A 24,905-nucleotide genomic window follows, 5' to 3' on the forward strand; every position below is an offset into this window, starting at 1 on the left:
CCGCGCGCATGCGTCGCGGTAGCTGACGAAGCCGGGGGCGCCCCCAAGCGGAACAAGCGCCCCCGGCGGCTATGATATAAGGTCAGTCCGACAAGACAACCGAGCCTTCATGAATTCTCGCTTCTTCGCCATCGTAGGTGCGCAATTCTTCTCCTCGCTGGCCGACAGCGCGCTGTTCATCCTGTGCGTCTCCCTGATCACCACGCTGGCCTTCCCTGCATGGATGACGCCGCTGCTGAAGATGGGCTTCGTGCTGTCGTACATCCTGCTCGCGCCCTTCGCCGGTGCCTTCGCCGACCGTTTTCCAAAGGGCCGCGTGATGCTGGTCACCAACACGGTCAAGATGCTGGGCTGCTCGCTGATCCTGGCCAAGGCCAATCCGCTGCTTGCCTACGGCATCGTCGGCTTTGGGGCGTCGGCCTATTCGCCGGCCAAGTACGGCATCCTGGCCGAAGTGCTGCCGGCCAAGCGCCTGGTCGCGGCCAACGGCTGGATCGAAGGCACGACCGTGCTGTCGATGATCCTCGGCACCGTGCTGGGCGGGCTGATCTCGGCCAACGAACACGCCATCGCCTGGCTGCAGGCCAGCCTGCCGTTCGGGCGCCTGATCGACACCCCGGTCGGCGCCGCGGTCGCGGTGATCGTTCTCACTTACCTGCTGGCCACGCTGCTCAACCTGGCCGTGGTCGACGCGGGTGCGCGTTACGCGCGCGCGGGACGCTCGACAGGGGCCCTGCTGCGCGACTTCTTCCGCTGTAATTCGCAGCTGTGGCGCGACCGCGAAGGCCGCGTCTCGCTCGGCGTGACCTCGCTGTTCTGGGGCGCCGGCATGGTCCTGCAGATCCTGCTGCTGGCCTGGGCGCAGACGGTGCTCGGCCTCGGCCTGGACCAGGCGGCGATGCTGCAGGGCGTGTTCGCGCTCGGCGTCGCGGTCGGCGCGGCGCTGGCCGGCAAATCGGTGCCGCTGGTGCGCTCGCTGTCCGTCATGCCGCTCGGGATCGTAATGGGCCTGGGCCTGTGCTGCATGGTGTTCGTGCATTCGGTCGCGCTGGCGGCGCCGCTGCTGCTCGCGATCGGCGTGCTGGCCGGCTTTTTCGTGGTCCCGATGAACGCCATCCTGCAGCATCGCGGCCATCACCTGATGAGCGCCGGCCAGTCGATCGCAGTGCAGAACTTCAACGAGAACATCGCCATCCTCGCGATGTCCGCCAGCTACGCGGTGGCGCTGCAAGTGCGGCTGCAGCTCGACACCGTGCTGATCGCGCTGGGGCTCCTGATCGTCGTGGTCACGCTCGGCCTGCGCGCGATCTCGGTGGCGCCGGCGCGCGCCTGAACCGCACACCCGAAAACCCGGCCAGGGCTGTGCGCCGGCGCCGCACCTGCGCCGTGCATCCACGCATCGCGATCGCCCATCCATATGGGCTTGGCGCACCATGCGCGCGCGTCGACATCGGCGAAAGTCGCTTAAACGCCACACTCGCTCGATCTTTGCACATGTAACAAGCTTGTTACAAATCAAAGAAACCCTGTCCTTACGGTAAGTACTAGAATATTTTCTTCTTATCAACCAAAAACGCAGGGTAACCATGATACGTTTGCCGATCGGGCTGGCGGCGCTATGCCTCAGCCTGTCCGCCATCGCGGCTGACCAATTCGACGACAAATTCCGCCAACTCGACGAATTGCTGCCCACCCCGACCACGATCCGCACCGCGTCCGGCGCCCCCGGCCATGCCTACTGGCAGCAGCGCGCCGACTACACGATCCGCGCCTCGCTGGACGAGGCCAAGCGTGCGATCTCCGGCACCGAGACCATCACGTATCACAACAATTCCCCGGACAGCCTGGACTACCTGTGGGTCCAGCTCGACCAGAACATCTACAAGCCGAATTCGGACGCGCGCACCACCGCCACCCTGCCCTCGCGCGAAGCCTGGTCGAAGGCGACGCCCGAGTCCGGCGTCAAGTTCGACACCGTGCGCACGATGCTGGAAGCACGCACCTTCGACGGCGGCTACAACATCAAGAGCGTCAAGGACAGCAGCGGCCGCCCGCTGCACTACGTCATCAACCGCACGATGATGCGCATCGACCTGCCGCAATCGATGAAGCCGGGCAGCAAGCTGGCCTTCTCGATCGAGTGGAGCTACAACATCAACGAATCGAAGATCCTCGGCGGCCGCGCCGGCTTCGAGCACTTCGACGAAGACAAGAACGACCTGTTCGAGATCGCCCAGTGGTACCCGCGCATGGCGGCCTACTACGACGTGGCGGGCTGGCAGCACAAGCAGTTCCTGGGCACCGGCGAATTCACGCTGGAGTTCGGCGACTACGACGTCGACCTGACCGTCCCGGCGGACCACATCGTGGCCGGCACCGGCGAGCTGCAGAACCCGGGCGAGGTGCTCACCGCAGCCCAGCGCCAGCGCCTCGAGCAGGCGCGCACCGCCAAGCAGCCGGTCGTGATCGCGACCCAGGCCGAAGCCGAGGCACGCGAGAAGCAGCATGCGAGCGGCACCAAGACCTGGCACTTCCGCGCCAAGAACGTGCGCGACTTCGCCTGGGCCTCGAGCCGCAAGTTCATCTGGGATGCGCAAGGCTTCAAGAAGGACGCCACCAACGTGCTGGCCCAGTCCTTCTACCCGAAGGAAGGCAACCCGCTGTGGGAAAAGTATTCGACCGCCGCGGTGATCCACACCATCGCCGAGTACAACAAGTATTCCTTCGACTACCCCTATCCGGTCGCGATTTCGGTAAACGGCCCGGTGGGCGGCATGGAATACCCGATGATCTGCTTTAACGGCCCGCGTCCGACCAAGGACAAGAAGACCGGCGAGATCACCTACTCGAAGCGCGCCAAGTACGGCCTGATCAGCGTGGTGATCCACGAAGTCGGCCACAACTACTTCCCGATGATCGTCAACTCGGACGAGCGCCAGTGGACCTGGATGGACGAGGGCATCAACAGCTTCCTGCAGTACCTGGCCGAGCAGGCCTGGGAAGAGCACTACCCGGCCTCGCGCGGCGAACCGCGCACCATCACCGACTACATGAAGAGCGCCAACCAGGTGCCGATCATGACCAACTCGGAATCGATCGCGGCGCTGGGCAACAACTCGTACGCCAAGCCGACCGCCGCGCTCATCGTGCTGCGCGAGACCATCCTCGGCCGCGAGCTGTTCGACTTCTCGTTCCGCGAATACGCCAACCGCTGGAAGTTCAAGCGCCCGACCCCGGCCGACTTCTTCCGCACGATGGAAGACGCTTCCGGCACCGATCTGGACTGGTTCTGGCGCGGCTGGTTCTACACCACCGACCACGTCGACGTGAGCGTGGACGGCATCACCGAGTACACCATCGGCAGCAAGGACCCGGAGACGGAAAAGGCGTGGAAGAAGGCGCTGCGTGACCAGGAGCCGATCTCGATCACCGACCAGCGCAACCAGGGCACGCTGCCGCGCCGCGTCGACTCGCATCCGGAGCTGAAGGACTTCTACAACGAGCACGACGACTACACCGTCACCAACCGCGACCGCAACAAGTACAACGAGACGGTCGAAGGCCTCGAGGACTGGGAAAAGGCGCTGCTCAAGGAAAACAAGCACCTGTACCTGGTCGATTTTTCCAACCTGGGCGGCCTGGTGACGCCGCTGGTGCTCGAGATCCAGCTCGCCAGCGGCAAGAAAACCATCGAGCGCATCCCGGCCGAAGTGTGGCGCTACAACCCGAAGAAGATCACCAAGCTGATCATCACCGACGAGCCCATGGTCAGCCTGACCCAGGACCCGTACTGGGAAACCGCGGACACCGACACCAGCAACAACGCCTGGCCGCGCAAGCTGACGCCGTCGCGCCTGGAGCTGTTCAAGACGCAGCGTCCTCAGGACGACATGATGAAAGACTTCAACGAAAAGCTGAAGGCCGGCAAAGGCAAGGACGCAGCCGCGACCGATGCCCAGAAGGCCGATTAACCGGTAGCGTCATCGCTTGAAGCCGATGGTGTAGGATGGCGGGGCTGCGCAAGCGCCCTGCCGGTCCTGCACCATTTTTTTGGTCCCTCCCATGAAACGCTCTTTCTTCCCTGCCCTGCTCGCCGCCACGCTCGCGTGCGCATGCGTGGACGCCCGTGCGCACAGCTTCCATGCCGGCCTGACCGACATCAGCTTCAACGCCCACACCGGCAGCACCGAGGTCGTGCACACGCTGATGGCGCACGACGTCGAGGCGCTGCTGACCAATCTCTACGGACGTCCCTTCGACCTGTCCGATGCGGACGCCCAGGCCGTGCTGCGCAAGTATGTCGAGAAGCAGTTCTGGCTGACCGGCGCGGACGGCAAGCGCCTGCCCCTGAACTGGGTCGGCATCGAGGTCGACACCGACAGCGTGGTCGTGTTCCAGGAAGCCGCGCAGACGGCCTCCGGCAAGGTCGCGGCGATCCATGACGCCGTGCTGGCCGACTTCCTGTCCGACCAGGTCAACACCGTCAACCTGACCGTCGACGGCAACCTGCGCACCTTCGGCTTCACCGCCGGCCGCCCGGAACAATCCGTCCGCTGATCCAATGATGTCCTGCACCACCGCGCGCCCCACCGCGCTCGCGCTTGCGGCCCTGCTGGCCCATGCCCACGCCCGCGCCGACGACCCGCTGATCCAGCGCGTGCTGGTCGAAGGCTCGCGCATGAGCCAGCTCGGCATCGCCGACTCGGCCAGTGCCGGCAGCATCGGCCAGAAGGAGCTGGAGATGCGCACCGTGTACCGCCCCGGCGAACTGCTCGAGGCCGTGCCCGGCCTGATCGTCAGCCAGCACAGCGGCGAAGGCAAGGCCAACCAGTTCTATCTGCGCGGCTTCAACCTCGACCACGGCACCGACCTGGCTACCTGGCTCGACGACATGCCGGTCAATCAGCGCTCGCATGCGCATGGCCAGGGCTGGACCGACCTGAACTTCCTGATCCCGGAACTGACCTCGCGCCTGGACTACCGCAAGGGACCGTACTCGGCGCGCGACGGCGACTTCGCCTCGGCCGGCAGCGCGTCGATCACCTACGCGAACCGCCTGTTGCGCGACGTCGCCACCGTCAGCGTCGGCCAGAACGGCTACCTGCGCACGGCGCTGGCGGCGTCGACGGACCTGGAGAGCGGCATCGGCGCCGGCGGTACGCTGCTGTATGCGATCGAGGCGCTGCACAACGACGGCCCGTTCACGCACGGCGACGATTACCAGAAACTGAATGGCGTGCTGCGCTACAGCCGCGGCTACGCCAACAATGGCTGGAGCGTCACCGCAATGGCTTACCACGGGCGCTGGAACTCGACCGACCAGATCCCCGAGCGTGCCGTGCAGGACGGCCGGATCGGGCGCTTCGACGCGATCGACCCGAGCGACGGCGGGCAGGCGCGCCGCGTCAGCCTGTCCGGCGTGTGGCGCCGGACCTCGGCCTATGCCGCCACCAAGGTCAGCGCCTATGTGATCCGCAACCAGCTCGATTTGTGGTCCGACTTCACCTACTTCATGATTGACCCGGTCAACGGCGACCAGTTCGCCCAGCCGGACCGGCGCGTCACGGGCGGCGTCAATGCCATCCACACCTTCACCGCGTATCACGGTAACCGCGACGGCAAGGGCGACGCGAATGGCGACGGCGGCATCGTCTCCGACATCACTGTCGGCCTGCAGGCCCAGAACGACAACATCTTCAATGGCCTGCTCAAGACGCGCGCGCGAGAGACGCTGGCCAGCACGCGCCTGGACCACATCGTCGAAACCAGCGGCGCGCTGTTCATCGAAAACCAGACGCGCTGGAGCGAGGTGCTGCGCACCACGGTCGGCCTGCGCGCCGACGACTACCGCTTCCGCGTGCAGAGCAGCCTGGCGCAAAATTCCGGCAGTACCTCCGACACGCTGGTCAGCCCATCGCTCAACGTCGCCTGGGCGCCGCTCAAGAGCGCCGAGCTTTACTTCAACTATGGCCAGGGCTTCCACAGCAACGACGCGCGCGGCACGGTGTCGACCGTCGATCCGAAGACGCTCGAGGCCGTCGGCCAGACGCCCGGCCTGGTGCGCTCGCGCGGCATGGAAGTCGGCCTGCGCCTCGAGGCGGTGCCGAAGATGCAGACCGCGCTCTCGCTGTACCGCCTCGACTTCGATTCCGAACTGACTTACGTCGGCGACGAGGGCACGACCGAGGCCGGCCCGCCCAGCCGCCGCATCGGCATCGAGTTTTCCAATTACTGGAAGCCCTTGAAATGGCTGGCGCTCGACTTCGACGCCGCCTACGCGCATGCGCGCTCGCGCGGCGTTGCGCCGGCGCAGGACCGGATTCCGGAAGCGATCGAAGGCGTGAGCCAGCTGGCGCTGACCGTCAGCCAGCTCGGCGCGTGGGAAGGCGCACTGCGCCTGCGCTGGTTCGGTCCGCGTCCGCTGGTCGAGGACGACAGCGTGCGCTCGCACGCCAGCACGACCCTGAACGGCCGCATCGGCTACCGCGTGAGCCGCGACCTGCGCCTGGAATTCGAAGGCTTCAATCTCACCAACCGGCAGGTGTCGGCGATCGATTACTACTACGCCTCGCAATTGCGCGGCGAAGCGGCGGCGCGGAACGACATCCATTTCCACCCGGTCGAATCGCGTTCGTTCCGGCTGACGCTGGTAAAGAGCTTTTAGTCCTGGCGCCGGCACGGCTCCCCCAAAAAATGCTACGCTAGCGCGATGACTTCATCGAACGCACCCACGCAACCCCAACCGCCCTACACCGATCCGGCCCATGTCGCCGACGCGCTGCGCAGCGAAGGCTATGCCCTGCTGCGTCCAAGCGACGTCGCGCTTCTCGCCGGCTGCCCGCTCGACGCCTTGACGGCGCTGACCCCGAGCTGGGACCGGCTGGAACTCGACAACTACCTGAAGGACGGCGGTCGCTACCGGCGCCGGCGCCACTCCTGCTTCATCGACCGCGGCGACGCGCTCGAGCAAAGCCCGCACCGCGCGCACTGGCAACCGGTCGAGTACAACGCGCTGCACGGCGGCATGCACCGCCTGTTCGTGCCGATCGAACCGGGCACGGTCGAGCAGCCGGCCTGGCGCAAGCTGCTGCGCGCGCTGGGCGACGTCTGCTCGCAGGCCAGGGGAACACAGGCGGGGCCCGCGCAGCCCTGGTATGTCGAAGCGCACCAGTTCCGCATCGATACGCTGGACGGCATCGGCCGCCCGACGCCGGAAGGCGCGCACCGCGACGGCGTCGACTTCGTCGCCGTGATCCTGGTCGGCCGCGAGAACATCAAGGGCGGCGAGACGCGCGTGTTCGAAGCCGACGGCCCGAAAGGCCAGCGCTTCACGATGACCGAGCCGTGGACCCTGCTGCTGCTGGACGACGCCGCCGTGATCCACGAATCGACGCCGATCCAGCCGCTGACCGCCGGCGCAGGCGGCCACCGCGACACGCTGGTGCTGACCTGGCGTGCCGGCGCCTTCCAGGGCGACGACGCCGAAACCACCGGCGCCTGAATCTTCCTCGGCTGGCGCCGGCATCATCGGCTGGCATCGGCCTCAGTACGCCTCGACACTGACCGCAAACAGCTCGACCGCGCCGATTTCCTCCATCCCTGCCATTCCGCCCTTGTCCGGCAGCGGCAGGACGCGCAGCTTCAGCACGCCGTCCTTCGACGCCGCCTGCGCCTTGTTGGCGGCGTCGAGCTTGGCGCCGAGCGGCACCGCATAGGTCAGCGTGCCGCAGGCGCCGTGGTGGCCGAACATCGACAGCGTCGCCAGATAAACGGACTGGCCGGGTCAACCTGGGACGCGTCGTCGGTAGCGTGCGCCCTGGCTGGCCGCGCGGCTGCCGAGTGGCGCCAAAGACAACATGCCGGCGCACAGCGCAAGGCTGGCGGTTTTGAGGGTGGCGCGGAGGGAAGGACTGAAGACATGGCTCGGCTTTTTGGTCATGGCGTGCTCCGGCGACGAGGATCGGGAAAATGCGTATCCGTGAGGGATACCCGTCCAGCCTAGCGCGTGTGGATCAGCCGGCCATGGCGCGGCGCAAGGATCAGCCAGCTTGCATGAGGCAAAAAAAAGCCCGCATCGTTTGCGGGCTGAATCCAGGTTTTCGGAGAAAAACTGGAGGAGACAGGTTCACTATAATCCGTATTTTTGTGCACCGCAATACAGTAAAACTACGGTATCGACATGCGCTCGTATAGAGCGAAGGTCAATGATGACTTCCTGCAAGCATGGGATTCTTTGCGGCAGCGCGACAAAGCCGAGTCCGGCGTTCAGCTGCGCACCAGCTTCAAACCCGGCTGCGCCTGCGGCAGCGCCGGAAACACCTGCGCCAGGCGCTCATCTGCAAGACGCAGGTGGCGCTCGGCGACATGCGCCAGCACCGCGCGGAAATCGGTCGTCACCGGCAAGTCGCGGCCTTCGTTCAAGGCAGCGTCGCCGACGCCTTCCCACGCGCCGGCCACCTTGCCCCCATCGACCTGGCCGCCCAGCAGCCACATGACGTTACCGTGGCCATGGTCGGTGCCGCCGTTGCCGTTTTCATGGGCGGTGCGGCCGAATTCGGACATGACGACCACCACGGTGTCGTCGAACAGCGGCCCTAGGCGCTCGGCCAGCACGGCCAGCCCCTGCCCTAGCGGCGCCAGCCGGTTGGCCAGCTGGCCGGTGGCGGCGCCCTGCGACGCATGCGTGTCCCAGCCGCCCAGCGCGACGAAGGCCAGCTGGATCCTGGGATCGTTGCGCATCAGCGTGGCCAGGCGTGCGGCGTCGTCGGGAAAGCCGTTCGGCAGCGGCGCGCCGCGGTCGGCGGCCAGCATCTGCGCGCTTTCCGCTGCGCCCATCACTTCCTTGTGCGCGCTGCGCCCGTCCGCGTACGCGCGCCCGAAGCGCGGGTGATTCGCATACAGCGCATCGAACGCGGCGCCGGTCGCCGGGCGGTCGAGGAGATCGGCCTTGGTGGCGCCGGCGCCGCCCGGCAGGTTGATCGCGTCCGCCCGGCCGGACAGGATGCGCGGCATGACCGGACCGATGCCGAGCAGCCGGCTCGGGGTGGACGCCCCCGGCAGCGCGCTCACCAGCCGGTTCATCCAGCCGTCCGGGGTCGCCTTCAGGCCGGGGGTGGCCGACTCCATGTAGTCCTGGGCGTCGAAGTGCGAACGCGTGGCGTCGGGCGAGCCGCTGGCGTGCACGAAGGCCAGCTTCTTCTCGCGCCACAGCGGCTGCAAGCTGGCCAGCGCCGGATGCAGGCCGAAGTAGCCGTCCAGGTCGAGCGCGCCGCCCTCCATGCCGGGCGCCCCCAGGCCGATGGTCGGGCGCAGGCGCAGGTAGTTCTCGTCGCCGACCGGAGCGACCACGTTCAGGCCGTCGACGGCGCCGCGCAGCATCACCACGATCAGCTTCTTGCGTGTGGGGCCGGCCGGGTCGCCGGTGGCGGCCCAGGCGTGGCGCCCGAGCGGCAGCACGATGCCGGCGCCGAGTGCCAGCGTGCTCAGGAAGTCCCTGCGTCGCATATCGTTCTCCTGTATCAAATGGCGCGTTCAGCGCTGCATGAAGTCCGGGCTGCCGAGCAGCATCGCGGCCTTCAGGTTGTCTGGACTGCGCCCGACGATGTCGAGCGTGCGGCGCGAGATCGCGCCGGCCAAGGTGGTCTCCAGGCGTGCGGCGTCGAGCGGCGTCGGCGGCGCCGGCTTGGGCGTCTCGGGCGGCGACGCGGCCGGCGGGACGGCGTCGCTGCCGGCCAGGTTCGCCGGCGCGGGTTCGCGCGCGCGCGCGGCTGCGGGCGCGAGCCGCAGGCGGCCGCCCGCGAGCGCGGCGGCGAAGGCGATGCGGCGCGTGAGCGCGTCCGGGTTCAGCCAGGCATCCTGCGTGTTCTTGTAGCCGTCGGGCGTCTGGCAGCCGTACAAGGGCATGCCGAGCTGCGCCATCGTGCTCACCAGCGGCGCGACGTCGACGACCGGGTCGGCGCTGGCGCGCACCGCCGACACCACGAACTGGTACGGCGTCTTGAACTTGGCGCCGGCCGCGTCAAGCGACATGAACTCCGGGCTCGAGAACAGCGTCTCGAGCACCGCACGGATGTCGCCGTCGGTATCGAACCAGGTTTTGGCCATGCGCACGACCAGCGCCGGCGGCGGATCGTCGCTGACGAAGTACTGCGCCAGCTGCCAGCTGACGTGATAGGCCGTGGCCGGGTGCGCCGCCAGCACGTCGAGCGCATACTCGCCTTCGCGTTGGCCGTCGGCCGGGATCGGGTGGCCGAGCCAGGTCTTGGCGCCCTGGTCGTGGCGCCTGGCGTCGAAGCGGAAGGTCTCGCCGGTGCGGATCAGGCGGCGCTGGTCGTAGGTCCAGCCGGTCAGCATGCGCGCCAGCTCGGTGACGTCCTTCTGGCTATAGCCGGCGTCGACGCCGAGCGTGTGCAGCTCCATCAACTCGCGCGCATAGTTCTCGTTCAGGCCGCCGGTCTTGTTCTTGGCATTGCCTTTGCCGCCCGGGGCGCCGGGCGCCGAGGAGACCGCGTTGTCGAGGAAGTACAGCATCGCCGGGTGTTTGGCGGTCGCGCCCAGCAGGTCGCGGAACTTCGCCAGCGCATAGGGCCGGATGGCGTCGCGCTCGTAGCTCGCGACCAGCGCACGGTCGACGCCCTTGCCCGAGAAGACGTTGAAATGGTTGTACCAGAAGTCGACCATGACTTCTTCCAGCTGGCGCGGGCTGTCGATCGCACGCAGCAGGCGCGCCTCGGCGGCCTGGCTGGCGATGCGCGCCTGGACCATGCGGCGGCGCTGCCTGGCGCCCTCGTCCTCGTCTTTCACTTGGCGCTGCAGGTCGATGAATTGCGCGACCGATTCGCCTGCGCCGCGGTTGACCGTGTCGAGCGCGTCCAGACGGGCCTCGAGCGCCGCCGGCAGCGCGATCGATTCCGGGTGCAGCTGCTGTTCGATCCATGCCTGCACGCCAATGCGTTCGACGCGTTCGACGTCGCCCGGACGCGGCCCGAAGGCCAGGCGGTTCAGTACGTGGACTGCCTGCTGGTCCGGGCTCAGAGACGCGGCGCTGGCGGCCGGCTGAACGAGCGAGGCGATCAGTGCGGCAGCGAGCATGGCAAGTGGAAAGCGACGTTGCATGGATGGGCTCCTGGTCATCGGCCCATTTAACCTGAACGGCCGAGCTGGATGATCGATCCGAAGTTTCAACCGTAAGCAGTTGTAACGACGCCGCGTGCACTACGGATCGAAGCCGTGCTCGTCGGCATTACCAGCTTCGGCCTGTTTACCGCGCCGGTCAAGGATTTTGGGAGCGCTTGAAAAAGACAAAGCCGGCGCGAGGCCGGCTTCGTTGGTCGGGATCGGTCGGCTCCGCACATCGGAAGCCGACGATCTTGAACCGCGATCAGTAATCGCGGCGGCTGCCGCCCAGCAGCTTGGCCAGCACGAAGCCGACGGCGGCGGCGATGCCCAGCGCGGTGGCCGGCTTGGCGCGCACGTAGTCGCGGGTCGCGTCCATCCACTCGCCTGCGGCGTCGGTCAGCTGTTGCTGGCGCTCGCCCAGGCTCGAGCCTGCGCCGCTCAGCATGCCCTGCAGGCGGTCGACGCCGGCGTGAGCGGTGGTGGCCAGGCGATCGACGATCGGTTGGACATTGTCAGCGGCCGATTGCACGGTGCTGGCGGCCTTGTCGATGGTCGACTGGGCGCTGTCGACGGCCTTGTCGACCAGCGGCTTGGCGGCGTCGGCAGCCTTGTCGATGGCCTGGTGCGCGTCCTGGGCCTTGTCGTCGGCTTTCGCCTTCAGATCCTGGGCCTTGTCCTGGACTTTAGCGCCCAGGTCCTTGGCGTCGCCGCCCACGCCCGAACCGGTGGCCGCGCCGCCGGTTGCGCTCTGGCTGCTCGCGCCGCCGACGCCCGCGCCGATGGCGCTCGTCATCGCGCCCATCGAACCGGCGGTCGACGAACCCGAGGTGCTCGACGCGGTTGCGCCGCCGGTGCTGCTGCCGGTCGAGGAACCGATCGACTGGTCCTTGCCCTGGCTGCCTTGCGGGCCCTTGTTCAGGTTGCCTGCATTGTTCTGGCTACCGACGTTGCTGCCTTTTGCTTCGCTCGACTTCTGATTATCCATGATGAATTCCTCGTAAAAATGTAGACGACGCGGAGGTGACCGATACTCGACCATTACCACATGCGGGACCCTGTCCCAATCTTGCCTGAATCCCTTCGCAACTGAGCGAAGGCACGAGAACGAGCTGCGTTACATCAACGGCGATTTCCAAGCCTGCACTGAGTCAAAGCCTGTTGGCGTTGACCGTGAAACTGCTCAAAAGTTCACCGCGTAACCCCACTCGCGTTCGCTGGTGACGCTGTGTCAGACACATGCGACTTCACGATAGAAAAAATATAACTTTTCGCCGAGCGGGACTGTGCGGTGCCTAACAGAGCCGTATCAACTCTGTTTCAAGGCCGTTTTGTCATCGAAAAGCCAGCATACGCGCGAATGAAAAAAACCGGCGCGAGGCTGGGCTTGGTGGTGTGGAGGCGGAAATGAAAAAAGGCCACATGCCTGAGCATGTGACCCTTTGACTTTCTTACTTTACGACTGAATTCTGGTGCCGCTGACCGGAATCGAACTGGTGACCTTCGCATTACGAATGCGCTGCTCTACCGACTGAGCTACAGCGGCTCACCCTGCTGCAGGAGCAGGGACCCGTATTCTAGCAAAGATCCGGGGGAACTTGCTAGTCTGACTCGACTATTTTATTCGGCGTGGTAGCCGGTGACGCGCTCGACTTCGCTCCTGGAGCCCAGGAACACCGGCACGCGCTGGTGCAGCTTGGTCGGCTGGATGTCGAGGATGCGCGCGCGGCCGTCGGTGGCGGCGCCGCCGGCCTGCTCGACGATCATCGCCATCGGGTTGGCTTCGTACATCAGGCGCAGCTTGCCGGGCTGGCCCGGGTCGCGCAGGTCGGCCGGGTACATGAAGATGCCGCCGCGGTTCAGGATGCGGTGCACGTCGGCCACCATCGAGGCGATCCAGCGCATGTTGAAATCCTTGCCGCGCGGGCCGGTTTTGCCGGCCAGCATTTCGCTGACGTAGCGCTGCACCGGCGGATGCCAGTGGCGCTGGTTCGACATGTTGATCGCGAATTCCTTGGTATCGGCCGGGATCTGCATGTTCTTCTGGGTCAGCACCCAGGAGCCCATTTCTCGGTCGAGCGTGAAGCAGTTCACGCCATTGCCGGTGGTCAGCACCAGCATCGTCTGCGGGCCGTACACGGCGTAGCCGGCGGCGACCTGCTGGCTGCCGGGCTGCATGAAGTCGGCTTCGCTCGGCTGGGTCATGCCTTCCGGCGCCTTGAGCACCGAGAAGATGGTGCCGATCGAGACGTTGACGTCGATGTTGGACGAGCCGTCGAGCGGATCGAACAGCAGCATGTACTCGCCCATCGGGTAGCGGTTCGGGATCGGGTGGATCGATTCCATTTCCTCGGACGCCATCGCGGCCAGGTGGCCGCCCCACTCGTTGGCTTCAAGCAGGATCTCGTTGGAGATCACGTCGAGCTTCTTCTGCACCTCGCCCTGGATGTTCTCGGTTTCGGCGCTGCCGAGGATGTCGCCGAGCGCGCCCTTGCCGACCGAGTGGCTGATGGTCTTGCAGGCGCGCGCGACGACCTCGATCAGGAGGCGCAGCGAAGCCGGGATGTTGTTGTGGAGACGCTGCTCCTCAACCAGGTATTGCGTCAGGCTGACACGTTTCATGAACTTCCTTGGTTCGTTTTAAATGCTTTAGTTGGCCACTCAGTTGGCCAACGCCTTGCTGACCACTTCGCGCACGTCGTTGGACAGCTTGGCCTGGCCGGCCACCTGTTGCAGCGCCGCTTTCATGTGCGCCTGCAGGGCCGGGGTGTAACGGCGCCAGCGGTCCATCGCGCGCGCCAGGCGGCTGGCGACCTGCGGGTTCAGCGCGTCGAGCGCGATCACCTGCTCGGCCCAGAAGGCGTAGCCGCTGCCGTCCGGGGCGTGGAAACCGACCGGATTGCCGGCGCAGAAGGTAGATACCAGGCTGCGCGCGCGGTTCGGGTTACGCAGCGTGAAGGCCGGGTGCGTCATCAGTTCGCGCACGGCGGCGACGTCGGTGGTCGGGGCCGAGGCCTGCATCGCGAACCACTTGTCGACCACCAGCGCCTCGCCCTGGAACTCCTCGTAGAAGCGCTGCAGCGCGTCTTGCGCGCGCGCGCCTGCCTGCGCATCGGCCGCACGCGCGTGCACGAGGGCGGACAGCGCGGCGACGCGGTCGGTCATGTTGTCGGCTTCGTCGAACTGGCGCTGCGCCAGCGCGATCGATTCCTCGTCGGGCGCGGCGCACAGGTAGGCCAGCGCCAGGTTCTTCAGGGCGCGCTTGCCGATCGACTCGGCGTCCGGGCTGTACTCGCCCGGGGTCTGGTTGGCCTGGTACTGCGCCAGCAGCTCGGGGCGCAGGCGGGCGCCGATGTCGGCGCGCACGAACTGGCGCGCCAGGTGGATCGCCAGCGGATCGACGGTCTCCAACTGGTCGGCGATCATGGTTTCCGACGGCAGCAGCAGCGCCTGCTCGCGGAAGGCGGGGTCGAGCGTGTCGTCGGTGAGGATGGCGCGCAGCGCCTCGACGAACACGTCGTCCAGGTCGAGGCTGGCGGTGGCGGCGCTAGCGTTCATGCCCGCCACCGAGTTCTTGGCGGCCAGGCTGCCGGCCAGCTTGATCAGGCGGCTCATCGCCAGGCGCTGGCCCGCCTCCCAGCGGTTGACCGGGTCGCTGTCGTTGCGGAACAGGCGCAGCAGCTCGGCGTCGTTGTAGCCGTATTTCAGGATCACCGGGGCGGAAAAGTCGCGCAGGATCGAGGGCGTCGGCGCCTCCGGCACGTCGGTGAAGATGAATTCCTGGTCGGCCTGCGTCAGCTCCAGCACGGCGGTGGTACCGGCATCCTTGCCATCGATGGTCAAGGGCAGGTCGGCGCCGTCGGCGCTCAGCAGGCCGACCGCGACCGGGATGTGGAACGGCAGCTTTTCGCTCTGGCCCGGGGTCGGCGGGCAGGACTGGCGCAGGCGCAGCGTGTAGGTGCGCGCGTCTTCATCGTAGCGGCCTTCGGCCTGCACCACCGGCGTGCCGGCCTGGCTGTACCAGCGTTCGAACTGGCTCAGGTCGCGCTGGTTGGCGTCGGCCATGGCGAGGCGGAAGTCGTCGCAGGTGACGGCCTGGCCGTCATGGCGCGCGAAATACAGGTCCATGCCCTCGCGGAAGCCCTGGCGGCCGAGCAGGGTCTGGTACATGCGCACGACCTCGGCGCCCTTTTCGTACACCGTGACCGTGTAAAAATTGTTGATCTCGACAAAGGAGTCGGGACGCACCGGGTGCGCCATCGGGCCGGCGTCCTCCGGGAACTGGGCCTGGCGCAGCGTGCGCACCTGGTCGATGCGGGTGACGGCGCGGCCGGTGTCGGTGCCGATCATGTCGGCCGAGAATTCCTGGTCGCGGAACACCGTCAGGCCTTCCTTGAGCGACAGCTGGAACCAGTCGCGGCAGGTGACGCGGTTGCCGGTCCAGTTGTGGAAGTACTCGTGGCCGACCACGGCTTCGATGCCCTGGAAGTCGACGTCGGTGGCGACGCGCGGATTGGCCAGCACGTACTTGGTGTTGAAGATGTTCAGGCCCTTGTTTTCCATCGCGCCCATGTTGAAGTCGCCGACGGCGACGATCATGAAGCGGTCCAGGTCGAGCTCGAGGTCCCAGCGCTCCTCGTCCCAGCGGATGCTGCGCTTGAGCGACTGCATCGCGTAGTCGGTCTTGTCGAGGTTGCCGTCCTCGACCCACACCTGCAGCAGCGCGGTGCGGCCGTCGGCCAGCTTGAACTGCTCTTCCTGGCACACCAGGCGCGCGGCGACCAGCGCGAACAGGTAGGACGGCTTCTTGAACGGGTCTTCCCACAGCGCGTAGTGGCGGCCGTCGGGCAGGATGCCCTCTTCGACCAGGTTGCCGTTCGAGAGCAGCACCGGGTACTTGTCCTTGTCGGCGCGCAGCATCACGGTGTACTTGGCCATCACGTCCGGGCGGTCCGGAAAATACGTGATGCGGCGGAAGCCCTCGGCCTCGCACTGGGTGTAGAAATTGCCGTTCGAGACATACAGGCCGCTCAGCGTGGTATTGCTTTCTGGCACGCAGACGGTTTCGATTTCCAGCGCGACGTCGTCCGGCGCGCCGGTGATGCGCAGGATCCCGCCATCGAGCACGTAATCGCCTTCGGCCAGGCTCTTGCCGTTCATGCGGATCGCCACCAGATCGATATCCTCGCCGACCAGTTCGATCGGCCCCTTGGGGCTGTCGGGATTGCGGCGCAGCGTCAGCCGGTTGGCGACGACGGTACGGGCGGGGTCGAGGTCGAAGCCGAGTTCCACGGTGTCGACCAGGTAGCTGGGAGCGGTGTAGTCCTGACGGTAGATGGTCTGGGGCGTATCGGTGCGCATGGTTGGGGTCCGCAAAGCCGTTGTTGAAGCGCCTATTTTACCAATAGCCTTTGCGCTGTTTCCGTACGATTTCCATGCGTGCCCGCAAAACCCATCCCGGATTGCAGATATCTGCATGTATCGCCATGTACAGCCCGTAACCGCGCGTAAATGTATCGACGAACACAGAACACCAGGAATATGATGGTTCCCTGTATAAGACCGACAGAGATAAGAGGAAAATGAAATGAAACGCTTGATGATTGCAGCGGCAGCGGTCAGCGCCACCCTGCTGCTCGGCGGCTGCGCGACCACGATCCGCAGCGACGTCACCACTTTCAACCAATGGCCGGCCCAGCTGCCCGACAAGAGCTACGCCTTCGCGCCGGTGGCCCAGCAGTACAACACGCTGGAGCTGCAAAGCTACGAGAACCTGGTGCGCGGTCAGATGACCCGCCTCGGTTTCCACGAGTCCAACCAGTCGCCGGCGCTGCAGGTATCGATGCGCTTCCGTACCGTCGACGTGCCGACCCAGGTGGCCTACCCGGCCTTCGCGCCGATGTATCCGTACAGCCCGCGCTTTGCCTACATGGGCTGGCGCCGGCGCTACTGGGGCGGCTGGTACAGCCCGTTCTACGACCCGCTGTGGGGCCCGATGCCGGCCTACGAGCTCGAGACCGAGCACCGCTACCACCGTGAACTCGAACTCTCGATCCAGCAGGCGGGCGACGGCAAACGCCTGTTCGACGTCACGGTGCGCAACATCAGCCGCAACGTATCGACCCCGGCCGTCATGCCGGCGCTGGTGCAGAGCGCCTTCCACGACTTTCCGGGACCGAACGGCGGCGCCCGCGTAATCGAGATGCAGCAGAACCCGAAGAGCTGATTTCAGCCCTCGGTTCAGCCCAGGTACTTCTCCGACAGGAAAGTAATGGCGATGATGAGCAGGATGGCCAGCGCCAGCACCGCCAGCAGCCGGCCGAAGCGCGGCTGGGTGACCGGTGCCGGCTCGGCCGGGTCGTTGTCGTCGCTGAACTCGCGCATGGTATGAGGGGCAGGATCAGGGGATGAGGATGGTCTTGCCGGTGGTGCGGCGCGCTTCGAGTTCGATGTGGGCACGGCCGGCGTCCGCCAGCGGGAAGCGCTGGTTGATCTCGATTTTCACCTGGCCGCCGGCCACCACGTCGAACAGGTCGGCCGCCATCGCTTCCAGCTGTTCGCGCGTGGCGGCGTAGCTCTGCAGGGTCGGACGCGTGATGTAGAGCGAGCCGCGCGACACCAGTTCGGTCAGGGCGAACGGCGGCACCGCGCCCGACGAGTTGCCGAAGCTGACCATCAGTCCGCGCGGGCGCAGGCAATCGAGCGAACGCGCGAACGTGTCCTTGCCGACCGAGTCGTACACGACCGGCACCCTGGCCCCACCGGTAATTTCCAGCACGCGCTGCACCACGTCCTCGGTGTTGTAGTTGATCACGTGAGCGGCGCCGTGCGCCTTCGCCAGCTCCGCCTTTTCGTTTGACCCCACCGTGCCGATGAGGTTCACGCCGAGCGCGCGCGCCCACTGGCAGGCGATCAGGCCGACGCCGCCGGCGGCCGCGTGGAACAGGATCGTCTCGCCGGCCTTGACCGGATAAGTTTGCTTGAGCAGGTATTGCACGGTCAGGCCCTGCAGCATCATCGCGGCGCCGGTCTCGAACGAGATCGCGTCCGGCAGCTTGACCAGGATATCGGCCGGCATCACGCGCAGCTCGCTATAGGCGCCGTTGGGACGCGCCGCGTAGGCCACGCGGTCGCCGGCCTTGACGTGCTCGACGCCCGGGCCGACCGCCTCGACCACGCCCGCGCCCTCCTGCCCCAGCCCGCTCGGCAGGTCCAGCGGATACAGCCCGGTGCGGAAATAGACGTCGATGAAATTCACGCCGATCGCGTGGTTGCGCACGCGCGCCTCGCCGGGGCCGGGCTCGCCGACCTCGACGTCGGCCAGCTGGAGCACCTCGGGACCGCCGGTGCTGGAAAAACGGATCGCCTTCGCCATGTTCGCTCCTGATTATCTGATTGAATCAGCGCGCCGTCGCCATCAGCTGCGACAGCACCAGGCGCGCGCTGGACACGTTGGTCGCGCACGGGATGTTGTGGACGTCGCAGGCGCGCACCAGGGCGTTGATGTCCGGCTCGTGCGGCTGCGGGGTCATCGGATCGCGCAGGAAAATCACGCAGTCGATCTCGCCCTCGACCAGCTGGGCGCCGATCTGCAAGTCGCCGCCGACCGGACCGGAATGCATGCGCGTCACTTGCAGGCCGAGCTCGTTGATCAGGCGCCCGCCGGTGGTGCCGGTGGCGGACAATGTGCAGCCGCGCAGGTAGTCCAGGTATTCGGCGGCGAGCGCGATCATGTCGTCTTTCTTCTTGTCGTGCGCGATCAGGGCAAGTCTTGGTTTGGTCATTTCGTTGGAGGCTCGCGAACCTGCTGCGCGTTGCCCTGCCGGCCTGCGATGCTCGCTGTACTTCCCGTACAGCTGCGCTTCTCGGTCAGCAGTGCTGCCGCTGGCTACGGTTTTCGAACCCCATCTCCTAAAGTGAGTTGATTATTTTTTCAGCGACAGCATGTAGATCCCGGCCACCACCAGCGCGGTGCCGGCCAGTTGTATGGCCGTGATCGGCTCGCCGAGCAGCGCCCAGCCGAGGAACAGCGTGGACACCGGGCCGATCATGCCGGCCTGGGAGGCGGTGGCGGCGCCGATGCGCTGCACCGCGATCATGGTCATGAAGACAGGGAAGATGGTACAGAATATCCCATTGACGAGCGAGAGGCCGTACACCGGCCACGGCTGGATCAGCAGGCTGGCCGGGCGCAGGATGAAGAACTGGGCGATGCAGGCCACGCTCGAGACGCACATCGCATACGCGACCAGGCGCAGCGATCCGATGCGGCGCACCATCTCGCCGGTGCCGAGCAGGTAGATCGCATACGACAGCGCCGAACCGAGTACGAACAGCGAACCGGTGACGATGCTGCCGGCCCCGCCCGTCAGGTCGTGCACGAACACCAGCAGGATCCCGCAGTAGGACAGGCCGAGCGCGCCCCACTGGGCGCCGCCGATGCGCCGCTTGAACACGGCGGAGGTCAGCAGCAGCACGAAGGTCGGCGTCAGGAACAGGATCAGGCGCTCGAGCCCGACCGAAATGTATTGCAGGCCGAGGAAATCGAGATAGCTCGACAGGTAGTAGCCGATCAGGCCCAGGCCGACCAGGCGCCAGCGGTCGCGCGCCTGGAGCGGCGCTTCGGTGCGCATCTTCCAGATCGCCACGCCCGCAAACACCGGTAGCGAGAACAGCATTCTGAAGGCGATCAAAGTCACCGCATCCATGTGGTAGCGATACAGCAGTTTGGCGACGATCGCCTTCGTCGAGAACAAGATGGCGCCGGCGACGGCGATGGCCAGCCCGGCCAGCAGCGCCGGGCGTGTCACAGGCGCGACAGATGTGTCGATTGCAGTTTTGCTCATTCGACGATTGTAAGACGAATCCCGCCGATGAGCTGAAGACCGGCTGAGGATGCCTGCGAACGCGGCGGCGCCCGGCCGGTCAAACCGCCGCCTGCCATCTCCGTGCAGGGAGTCAAGGAGGAATGCATGAAGTTCAGCCGCACTGCCGATACCGTCCGCGCCGCGGCCCGGCGCGCCCGTTTCCAGCGCCGCCACGGCGCCGGAAACCCACCTTGCATGGACCGCGCACGATGAGCGGCGCCCGCGGCATCAAGGACCTGCGCGCCGACCGCACCCTGGTCCTGGCCCTGCTGGGGCTGCTGGCAGCGCTGTGCTGGGCCTACCTGCTGTTCCGGGTCGGACGCCTGGCTGCGGTCGGCACCGGCACCGCCGTCCATGCGGCGCCCTACCGCGCGCCCGAACTGGCCTTGCTGCTTGCGCTGTGGGTGGCCGTGATCGCCGCCATGATGCTGCCGGCGGCGGCGCCCTCGGTGCTGCTGTACGCGCGCGTCAAGCGCGAGCGGCGCGAACGCTGGGTGGTGCCGTGCGCGCTGGCGCTGCTGTCGGGCGAACTGTCGGTCTGGTGCTGCGGCGCGCTGGCCGGGGCGCTGGCCGGCTGGCTGCTGCACGACGCCGGCGCGCTCGACGAGACGATGGCGATCTCGCACCCGACCGTCGGCGCGCTGATGCTGGTGGCGGCCGGGATCTACCAGTGGACCCCGGCCAAGCACGCCTGCCTGGACAACGGCCGCGACCCGCTGGCCTTCGTGCTGACCGCATGGCGGGGCGGCGTCCGGGGTGCGTTCCGGATGGGCGTCACCGATGCGCGCTACTGCACCGGCTGCTGCTGGCTGCTGCTGGCGCTGGTGTTGCCGGCCGGAGTGCTGAACCTGCCCGTGATCGGCGGCCTGATCGCCCTTATCCTGGCCGAGAAGCAGCTGCCAGGTGGACACTTGCTGGCCTGCGCAACCGGACTCGGCCTGGTTGCCTGGGGCACCGCGCTGTTGTTTCCCTGACAGTTTTTTGGAAAGGGCCCTATGCTAAAATGTCGAGGATTACGACGAACACAGTTCAAGGAACTTCGACATGGCTGGACACAGCAAATGGGCCAACATCAAGCACAAGAAAGCCGCGACTGACGCCAAGCGCGGCAAGATCTGGACCCGACTGATCAAGGAAATCACGGTCGCTGCGCGCATGGGCGGCGGCGACCTCAACTCGAACCCGCGCCTGCGCCTGGCAGTCGACAAGGCGGCCGACGCCAACATGCCGAAGGATAACGTCACGCGCGCGATCCAGCGCGGTTCGGGCGGCCTCGAAGGCGTCAACTACGAAGAAATCCGCTACGAAGGCTACGGCATCGGCGGCGCGGCGATCATCGTCGACTGCATGACCGACAACCGCGTCCGCACCGTGGCCGAAGTGCGCCACGCGTTCAGCAAGTTCGGCGGCAACATGGGCACCGAGGGTTCGGTCTCGTTCATGTTCAAGCACGTCGGCCAGTTCCTGTTCGCCCCGGGCGTCGAAGAAGACAAGCTGATGGAAGCCGCGCTGGAAGCCGGCGCCGACGACGTCATCCCCGACGACGAAGGCGGTTTCGAAGTGCTGTGCGACCCGAACGCCTTCCCGGCGGTCAAGGATGCGCTGGAAAAGGCCGGCTTCAAGGCCGACTCGGCCGAAGTCATCATGAAGCCGGACACCGAGACCGTGTTCACCGGCGAAGACGCGCAAAAGATGCAAAAGCTGCTGGACGCCCTGGAAAACCTGGACGACGTGCAGGAAGTCTATACCAACGCTGTCATTGACGAGTAAGCATGAAAATCCTGGTAGTCGGCTCCGGCGGCCGTGAACACGCCCTGGCCTGGAAACTGGCCCAATCCGATCGCGTCCAGATGGTCTACGTCGCGCCGGGCAATGGCGGCACCGCGCGCGATTCGCGCCTGGTCAACGTCGACATCACGGACCCGGCCGCGCTGGCCGATTTCGTGGTCGCCGAGCACGTCGCCATGACCCTGGTCGGCCCCGAGCAGCCGCTGGCCGCCGGCATCGTCAACCTGTTCCGCGCACGCGGCCTGAAGGTGTTCGGCCCGACGCGCGAGGCCGCGCAGCTGGAAAGCTCGAAGGACTTCGCCAAGGCCTTCATGCACCGCCACGGCATCCCGACCGCGCAGTACCAGACCTTCACCGACGTCGCCCAGGCCCACGCCTACATCGACGCGCAGGGCGCCCCGATCGTGATCAAGGCCGACGGCCTGGCCGCCGGCAAGGGCGTGGTGGTGGCGATGACCCTGGAAGAGGCGCACCAGGCCGCCGACGACATGTTGTCCGGCAACCGCTTCGGCGATGCCGGCGCGCGCATCGTCATCGAGGAATTCCTGAGCGGCGAGGAAGCCAGCTTCATCGTCATGTGCGACGGCAAGAACGTGCTGCCGCTGGCCACTTCGCAAGACCACAAGCGCCTCAGGGACCACGACCAGGGCCCGAACACCGGCGGCATGGGCGCTTACTCGCCGGCGCCGATCGTGACCCCGGCCGTGCACGCGCGCGTGATGCGCGAGATCATCACCCCGACCATCCAGGGCATGGCGCGCGACGGCATCCCGTTCACCGGCTTCCTGTACGCCGGCCTGATGATCGACGCCAACGGTGCGCCCAAGACCATCGAATTCAACTGCCGCATGGGCGACCCGGAAACCCAGCCGATCATGGCGCGCCTGAAAAGCGACTTCGTGAACGTGCTCGAGCACGCCGTCAACGGCACCCTCGACGCCGTCGAGCTGGAATGGGACCGCCGCACCGCGGTCGGGGTGGTGATGGCGGCCAACGGCTATCCGGACAACCCGTCCAAGGGCGACGTCATCGACGCCATCCCGGCCGACACGCCGGAGTCGATCACCTTCCACGCCGGCACCCGCCTGGTGGACGGCGCGCTGCAGACCGCGGGTGGCCGCGTGCTGTGCGTGGTCGGCCTGGGCGACAGCGTCAAGATGGCGCAGAAGCAGGCCTACGACACGGTCGAGAAAATCCATTTCAACGGCGCCCAGTACCGCCGCGACATCGGCTGGCGCGGCATGAAGCACAGCTGATGGTGCACAGCTGATGCGGCGCACCTGACCAGGCACACCAGGTCATCGACGGGACGGCAGCGCGAGCGCCGTCCCGTCGTCGTTTCCGGGGCCGGCGCCCGGCCGAAAGAGCGGTCCGGCGCCGATGACGCGATCGTAACCTTGCCGTCATCGTTCTGTAATCCGCGCCGCCCTAGCATGGCGGCTCGATCACTTTCGCTGAAGACCACGATGACCGTCCCTCCCCGCCCCGGCGGCCCGGCCGCCCTGCTGCGCCGCACGCTCGGCTTGCGCCCCGATGCACCCGTCCTGGCGCCGCTTTGCGCCATCGCCGGCGCCGGCGCCGTGCTGGCGGCCGGCTATGCCTTTGCCGCCGGCTGGCTGACCCCGCAGCGCCTGACGCCGGCGCGCGTCATCGACGGTTTCCAGGCCGACTTCGGCCAGCACCCCGGCTTTCGCCGCAATCACGCCAAAGGGATCTGCGTGGTCGGCCATTTCGACGGCAGCGGCCTGGCCAGCGCCTACTCCAGCGCCTCGGTGTTCCAGCCGCTGCGCGTGCCGGTGATCGGCCGCTTCGCGGTCCCGGGCGGCAATCCGGCGGCGCCCGACACCGGCAGCCCGGTGCGCAGCCTGGCGCTGGAGTTCCAGCTGCCGGGCGGCGAACAGTGGCGCACCGGCATGAACAACACGCCCATCTTCGTGGTCAACACGCCGAAAGCTTTTTATGAAAACCTGCTCGCGTCGCGGCCCGATCCCGCCACCGGCAAGCCCGATCCGGCGCGCCTGAAAGCGTTCTTCGACAGCCATCCCGAGTCGGCGCCGTTCCGCGCCTGGACCAAGGCCCATCCGGGCACCTCGTCGCTGCTCAACACGGCGTTCTACAGCATCAACGCGTTCCGCTTCGTCGATGCGCACGGCCAGACGCACCCCGTGCGCTGGTCGCTGGCGCCGGAGCTGCCGGCCGCACCGCTCGAGCCCAGCCAGAAGGCCGACAAGAATGCGTTGCAGGACGACTTGCTGCGGCGCCTGGCGCAGGGTCCGGCGCGCTGGCATCTGCAGATCCAGCTGGCCGCGCCGGGCGACCCGGAAGACGATGCGACGCGTGCCTGGCCGGCCGACCGCCCGCTGGTCGACGCCGGCGTGCTGACCTTGGAACGCGCGATCGACCAGGGCGACGGCCCCTGCCGCGACGTCAACTTCGACCCGACCATCCTGCCGCGCGGCATCCAGGTTTCCAACGACCCGCTGCTGGCGGCGCGCTCCGGGGCGTACTCGCGCTCGTACAACCTGCGCACCCACGAAGTGGCGGCGCTCCAGAACAATGCACGCCAGGGAGGCGCACAATGACCCCGACCCGCTTTTCCTTGGCTTCGCGCCTGCTGCACTGGACCATGGCGCCGCTGCTGATCGCGATGCTGCTGGTCGGCACCGGAATGGTGGCCACGGTGTCGCACTGGCGCCTGACCTTGCTGGCGCTGCACAAGCCGCTCGGCCTGGCGCTGCTGGTGCTGGCGGTGCTGCGCCTGCTCTTGCGCCTTGCCGGCCGCACGCCGCCGCTGCCGCCATCGCTGCCGGCGCCGTTGCGCCTGGCCGCGCACGCCTCGCACTGGCTGCTGTACGCCTGCATGCTGGCAATGCCGCTGATCGGCTGGGCGATGCTGTCGGCCGGCGGCTTCCCGCTGCCGCTGCACTTGCCCCCGCTGGGCGCGCCGGACGTGGCACCGAATGTGGCACGTTACGCGCTGCTGCGTTCGATGCACACGCTGGTCGGCGAGCTGTTCTACCTGACCGTGATCGCCCATATCCTGGCCGGCCTGCTGCACGCGCTGCTGCTCAGGGACGGCGTGTTCCGGGCGATCTCGCTCGGCCGCAAGCCCTGAGCCTGCTTTAGGACACGGCC

At 66.8% G+C, this 24,905-nt stretch carries 21 protein-coding genes and 1 tRNA gene; 11 read left to right on the forward strand and 11 right to left on the reverse strand.

Annotated elements, in window-relative coordinates; translation table 11 throughout:
- Positions 1-109: 109 nt before the first annotated feature.
- The 5 genes from lplT to FA90_RS14495 all read left to right on the forward strand — a co-directional run bounded on the left by lplT (position 110) and on the right by FA90_RS14495 (position 7,501).
- Positions 110-1,333 (forward strand): lysophospholipid transporter LplT, encoded by a 1,224-nt coding sequence (gene lplT / locus FA90_RS14475; RefSeq protein ID WP_051971805.1) that lies wholly within the window; start codon positions 110-112, stop codon positions 1,331-1,333.
- A 253-nt stretch (positions 1,334-1,586) separates the two neighbouring features.
- Positions 1,587-3,971, forward strand: a complete 2,385-nt coding sequence (locus tag FA90_RS14480; protein ID WP_036169812.1) for a M1 family metallopeptidase — start codon at positions 1,587-1,589, stop codon at positions 3,969-3,971.
- Positions 3,972-4,062: 91 nt separating this feature from the next.
- Positions 4,063-4,557, forward strand: coding sequence for a DUF6702 family protein (locus tag FA90_RS14485; protein ID WP_036169814.1), 495 nt, complete (start codon positions 4,063-4,065; stop codon positions 4,555-4,557).
- 7 nt (positions 4,558-4,564) lie between these two features.
- A complete protein-coding gene (locus FA90_RS14490; RefSeq protein ID WP_156116711.1) occupies positions 4,565-6,664 on the forward strand; it encodes a TonB-dependent receptor domain-containing protein in 2,100 nt (699 codons plus the stop codon).
- A gap of 45 nt (positions 6,665-6,709) precedes the next feature.
- Positions 6,710-7,501, forward strand: coding sequence for a 2OG-Fe dioxygenase family protein (locus FA90_RS14495; RefSeq protein ID WP_036169818.1), 792 nt, complete (start codon positions 6,710-6,712; stop codon positions 7,499-7,501).
- 42 nt (positions 7,502-7,543) lie between these two features.
- Here the strand turns inward: FA90_RS14495 and FA90_RS14500 are convergent, their stop codons facing one another.
- The 7 genes from FA90_RS14500 to pepN form a co-directional block, all read right to left on the reverse strand.
- Positions 7,544-7,750 (reverse strand): hypothetical protein, encoded by a 207-nt coding sequence (locus FA90_RS14500; protein ID WP_036169820.1) that lies wholly within the window; start codon positions 7,748-7,750, stop codon positions 7,544-7,546.
- Between the two features lie 515 nt (positions 7,751-8,265).
- Entirely contained in the window at positions 8,266-9,504 is a 1,239-nt protein-coding gene (locus FA90_RS14505; protein ID WP_036169823.1) for a DUF1501 domain-containing protein, read from the reverse strand.
- Positions 9,505-9,531: 27 nt separating this feature from the next.
- Positions 9,532-11,115 (reverse strand): DUF1800 domain-containing protein, encoded by a 1,584-nt coding sequence (locus tag FA90_RS14510; RefSeq protein ID WP_036169824.1) that lies wholly within the window; start codon positions 11,113-11,115, stop codon positions 9,532-9,534.
- A gap of 265 nt (positions 11,116-11,380) precedes the next feature.
- A complete protein-coding gene (locus FA90_RS14515; protein ID WP_036169826.1) occupies positions 11,381-12,103 on the reverse strand; it encodes a DUF883 domain-containing protein in 723 nt (240 codons plus the stop codon).
- A 482-nt stretch (positions 12,104-12,585) separates the two neighbouring features.
- Positions 12,586-12,661, reverse strand: a tRNA-Thr gene (locus FA90_RS14520).
- 74 nt (positions 12,662-12,735) lie between these two features.
- Positions 12,736-13,737: a class 1 fructose-bisphosphatase gene (locus tag FA90_RS14525; RefSeq protein WP_036169829.1), complete on the reverse strand. Its 1,002-nt coding sequence runs from the start codon at positions 13,735-13,737 to the stop codon at positions 12,736-12,738.
- Positions 13,738-13,776: 39 nt separating this feature from the next.
- On the reverse strand, positions 13,777-16,476 hold the full coding sequence (pepN, locus tag FA90_RS14530) for an aminopeptidase N (RefSeq protein ID WP_036169831.1): 2,700 nt from the start codon (positions 16,474-16,476) through the stop codon (positions 13,777-13,779).
- Positions 16,477-16,702: 226 nt separating this feature from the next.
- On the opposite strand from pepN, the gene FA90_RS14535 reads away from it, so the two are divergent.
- Positions 16,703-17,341 (forward strand): DUF4136 domain-containing protein, encoded by a 639-nt coding sequence (locus FA90_RS14535; protein WP_036169833.1) that lies wholly within the window; start codon positions 16,703-16,705, stop codon positions 17,339-17,341.
- A 14-nt stretch (positions 17,342-17,355) separates the two neighbouring features.
- Here the strand turns inward: FA90_RS14535 and FA90_RS26505 are convergent, their stop codons facing one another.
- The 4 genes from FA90_RS26505 to FA90_RS14550 all read right to left on the reverse strand — a co-directional run bounded on the left by FA90_RS26505 (position 17,356) and on the right by FA90_RS14550 (position 19,961).
- Positions 17,356-17,499, reverse strand: a complete 144-nt coding sequence (locus FA90_RS26505; protein ID WP_156116713.1) for a hypothetical protein — start codon at positions 17,497-17,499, stop codon at positions 17,356-17,358.
- 16 nt (positions 17,500-17,515) lie between these two features.
- Positions 17,516-18,490, reverse strand: a complete 975-nt coding sequence (locus FA90_RS14540) for a quinone oxidoreductase (protein WP_036169835.1) — start codon at positions 18,488-18,490, stop codon at positions 17,516-17,518.
- 25 nt (positions 18,491-18,515) lie between these two features.
- On the reverse strand, positions 18,516-18,899 hold the full coding sequence (locus FA90_RS14545; protein ID WP_036169837.1) for a methylglyoxal synthase: 384 nt from the start codon (positions 18,897-18,899) through the stop codon (positions 18,516-18,518).
- 141 nt (positions 18,900-19,040) lie between these two features.
- Entirely contained in the window at positions 19,041-19,961 is a 921-nt protein-coding gene (locus FA90_RS14550; protein WP_036169839.1) for a DMT family transporter, read from the reverse strand.
- 230 nt (positions 19,962-20,191) lie between these two features.
- On the opposite strand from FA90_RS14550, the gene FA90_RS14555 reads away from it, so the two are divergent.
- From FA90_RS14555 to FA90_RS14575, 5 genes are all read left to right on the forward strand, one after another.
- Complete coding sequence (locus tag FA90_RS14555; protein WP_036169841.1) at positions 20,192-20,956, forward strand: DUF2182 domain-containing protein; 765 nt, start codon at positions 20,192-20,194, stop codon at positions 20,954-20,956.
- A 70-nt stretch (positions 20,957-21,026) separates the two neighbouring features.
- The gene (locus FA90_RS14560) at positions 21,027-21,752 is read left to right on the forward strand and encodes a YebC/PmpR family DNA-binding transcriptional regulator (RefSeq protein ID WP_036169843.1); all 726 of its coding nucleotides are present in this window, start codon (positions 21,027-21,029) and stop codon (positions 21,750-21,752) included.
- A gap of 2 nt (positions 21,753-21,754) precedes the next feature.
- Entirely contained in the window at positions 21,755-23,026 is a 1,272-nt protein-coding gene (gene purD, locus FA90_RS14565; protein WP_036169845.1) for a phosphoribosylamine--glycine ligase, read from the forward strand.
- 210 nt (positions 23,027-23,236) lie between these two features.
- Complete coding sequence (locus FA90_RS14570) at positions 23,237-24,352, forward strand: catalase family peroxidase (RefSeq protein ID WP_081933863.1); 1,116 nt, start codon at positions 23,237-23,239, stop codon at positions 24,350-24,352.
- Positions 24,349-24,885 (forward strand): cytochrome b, encoded by a 537-nt coding sequence (locus tag FA90_RS14575; protein ID WP_036169849.1) that lies wholly within the window; start codon positions 24,349-24,351, stop codon positions 24,883-24,885. The genes FA90_RS14570 and FA90_RS14575 overlap by 4 nt, the downstream gene beginning before the upstream one ends.
- Positions 24,886-24,905: the final 20 nt, after the last annotated feature.

Origin of the sequence: Massilia sp. 9096 (assembly GCF_000745265.1) — a bacterium.
Lineage (GTDB): Bacteria > Pseudomonadota > Gammaproteobacteria > Burkholderiales > Burkholderiaceae_D > Telluria.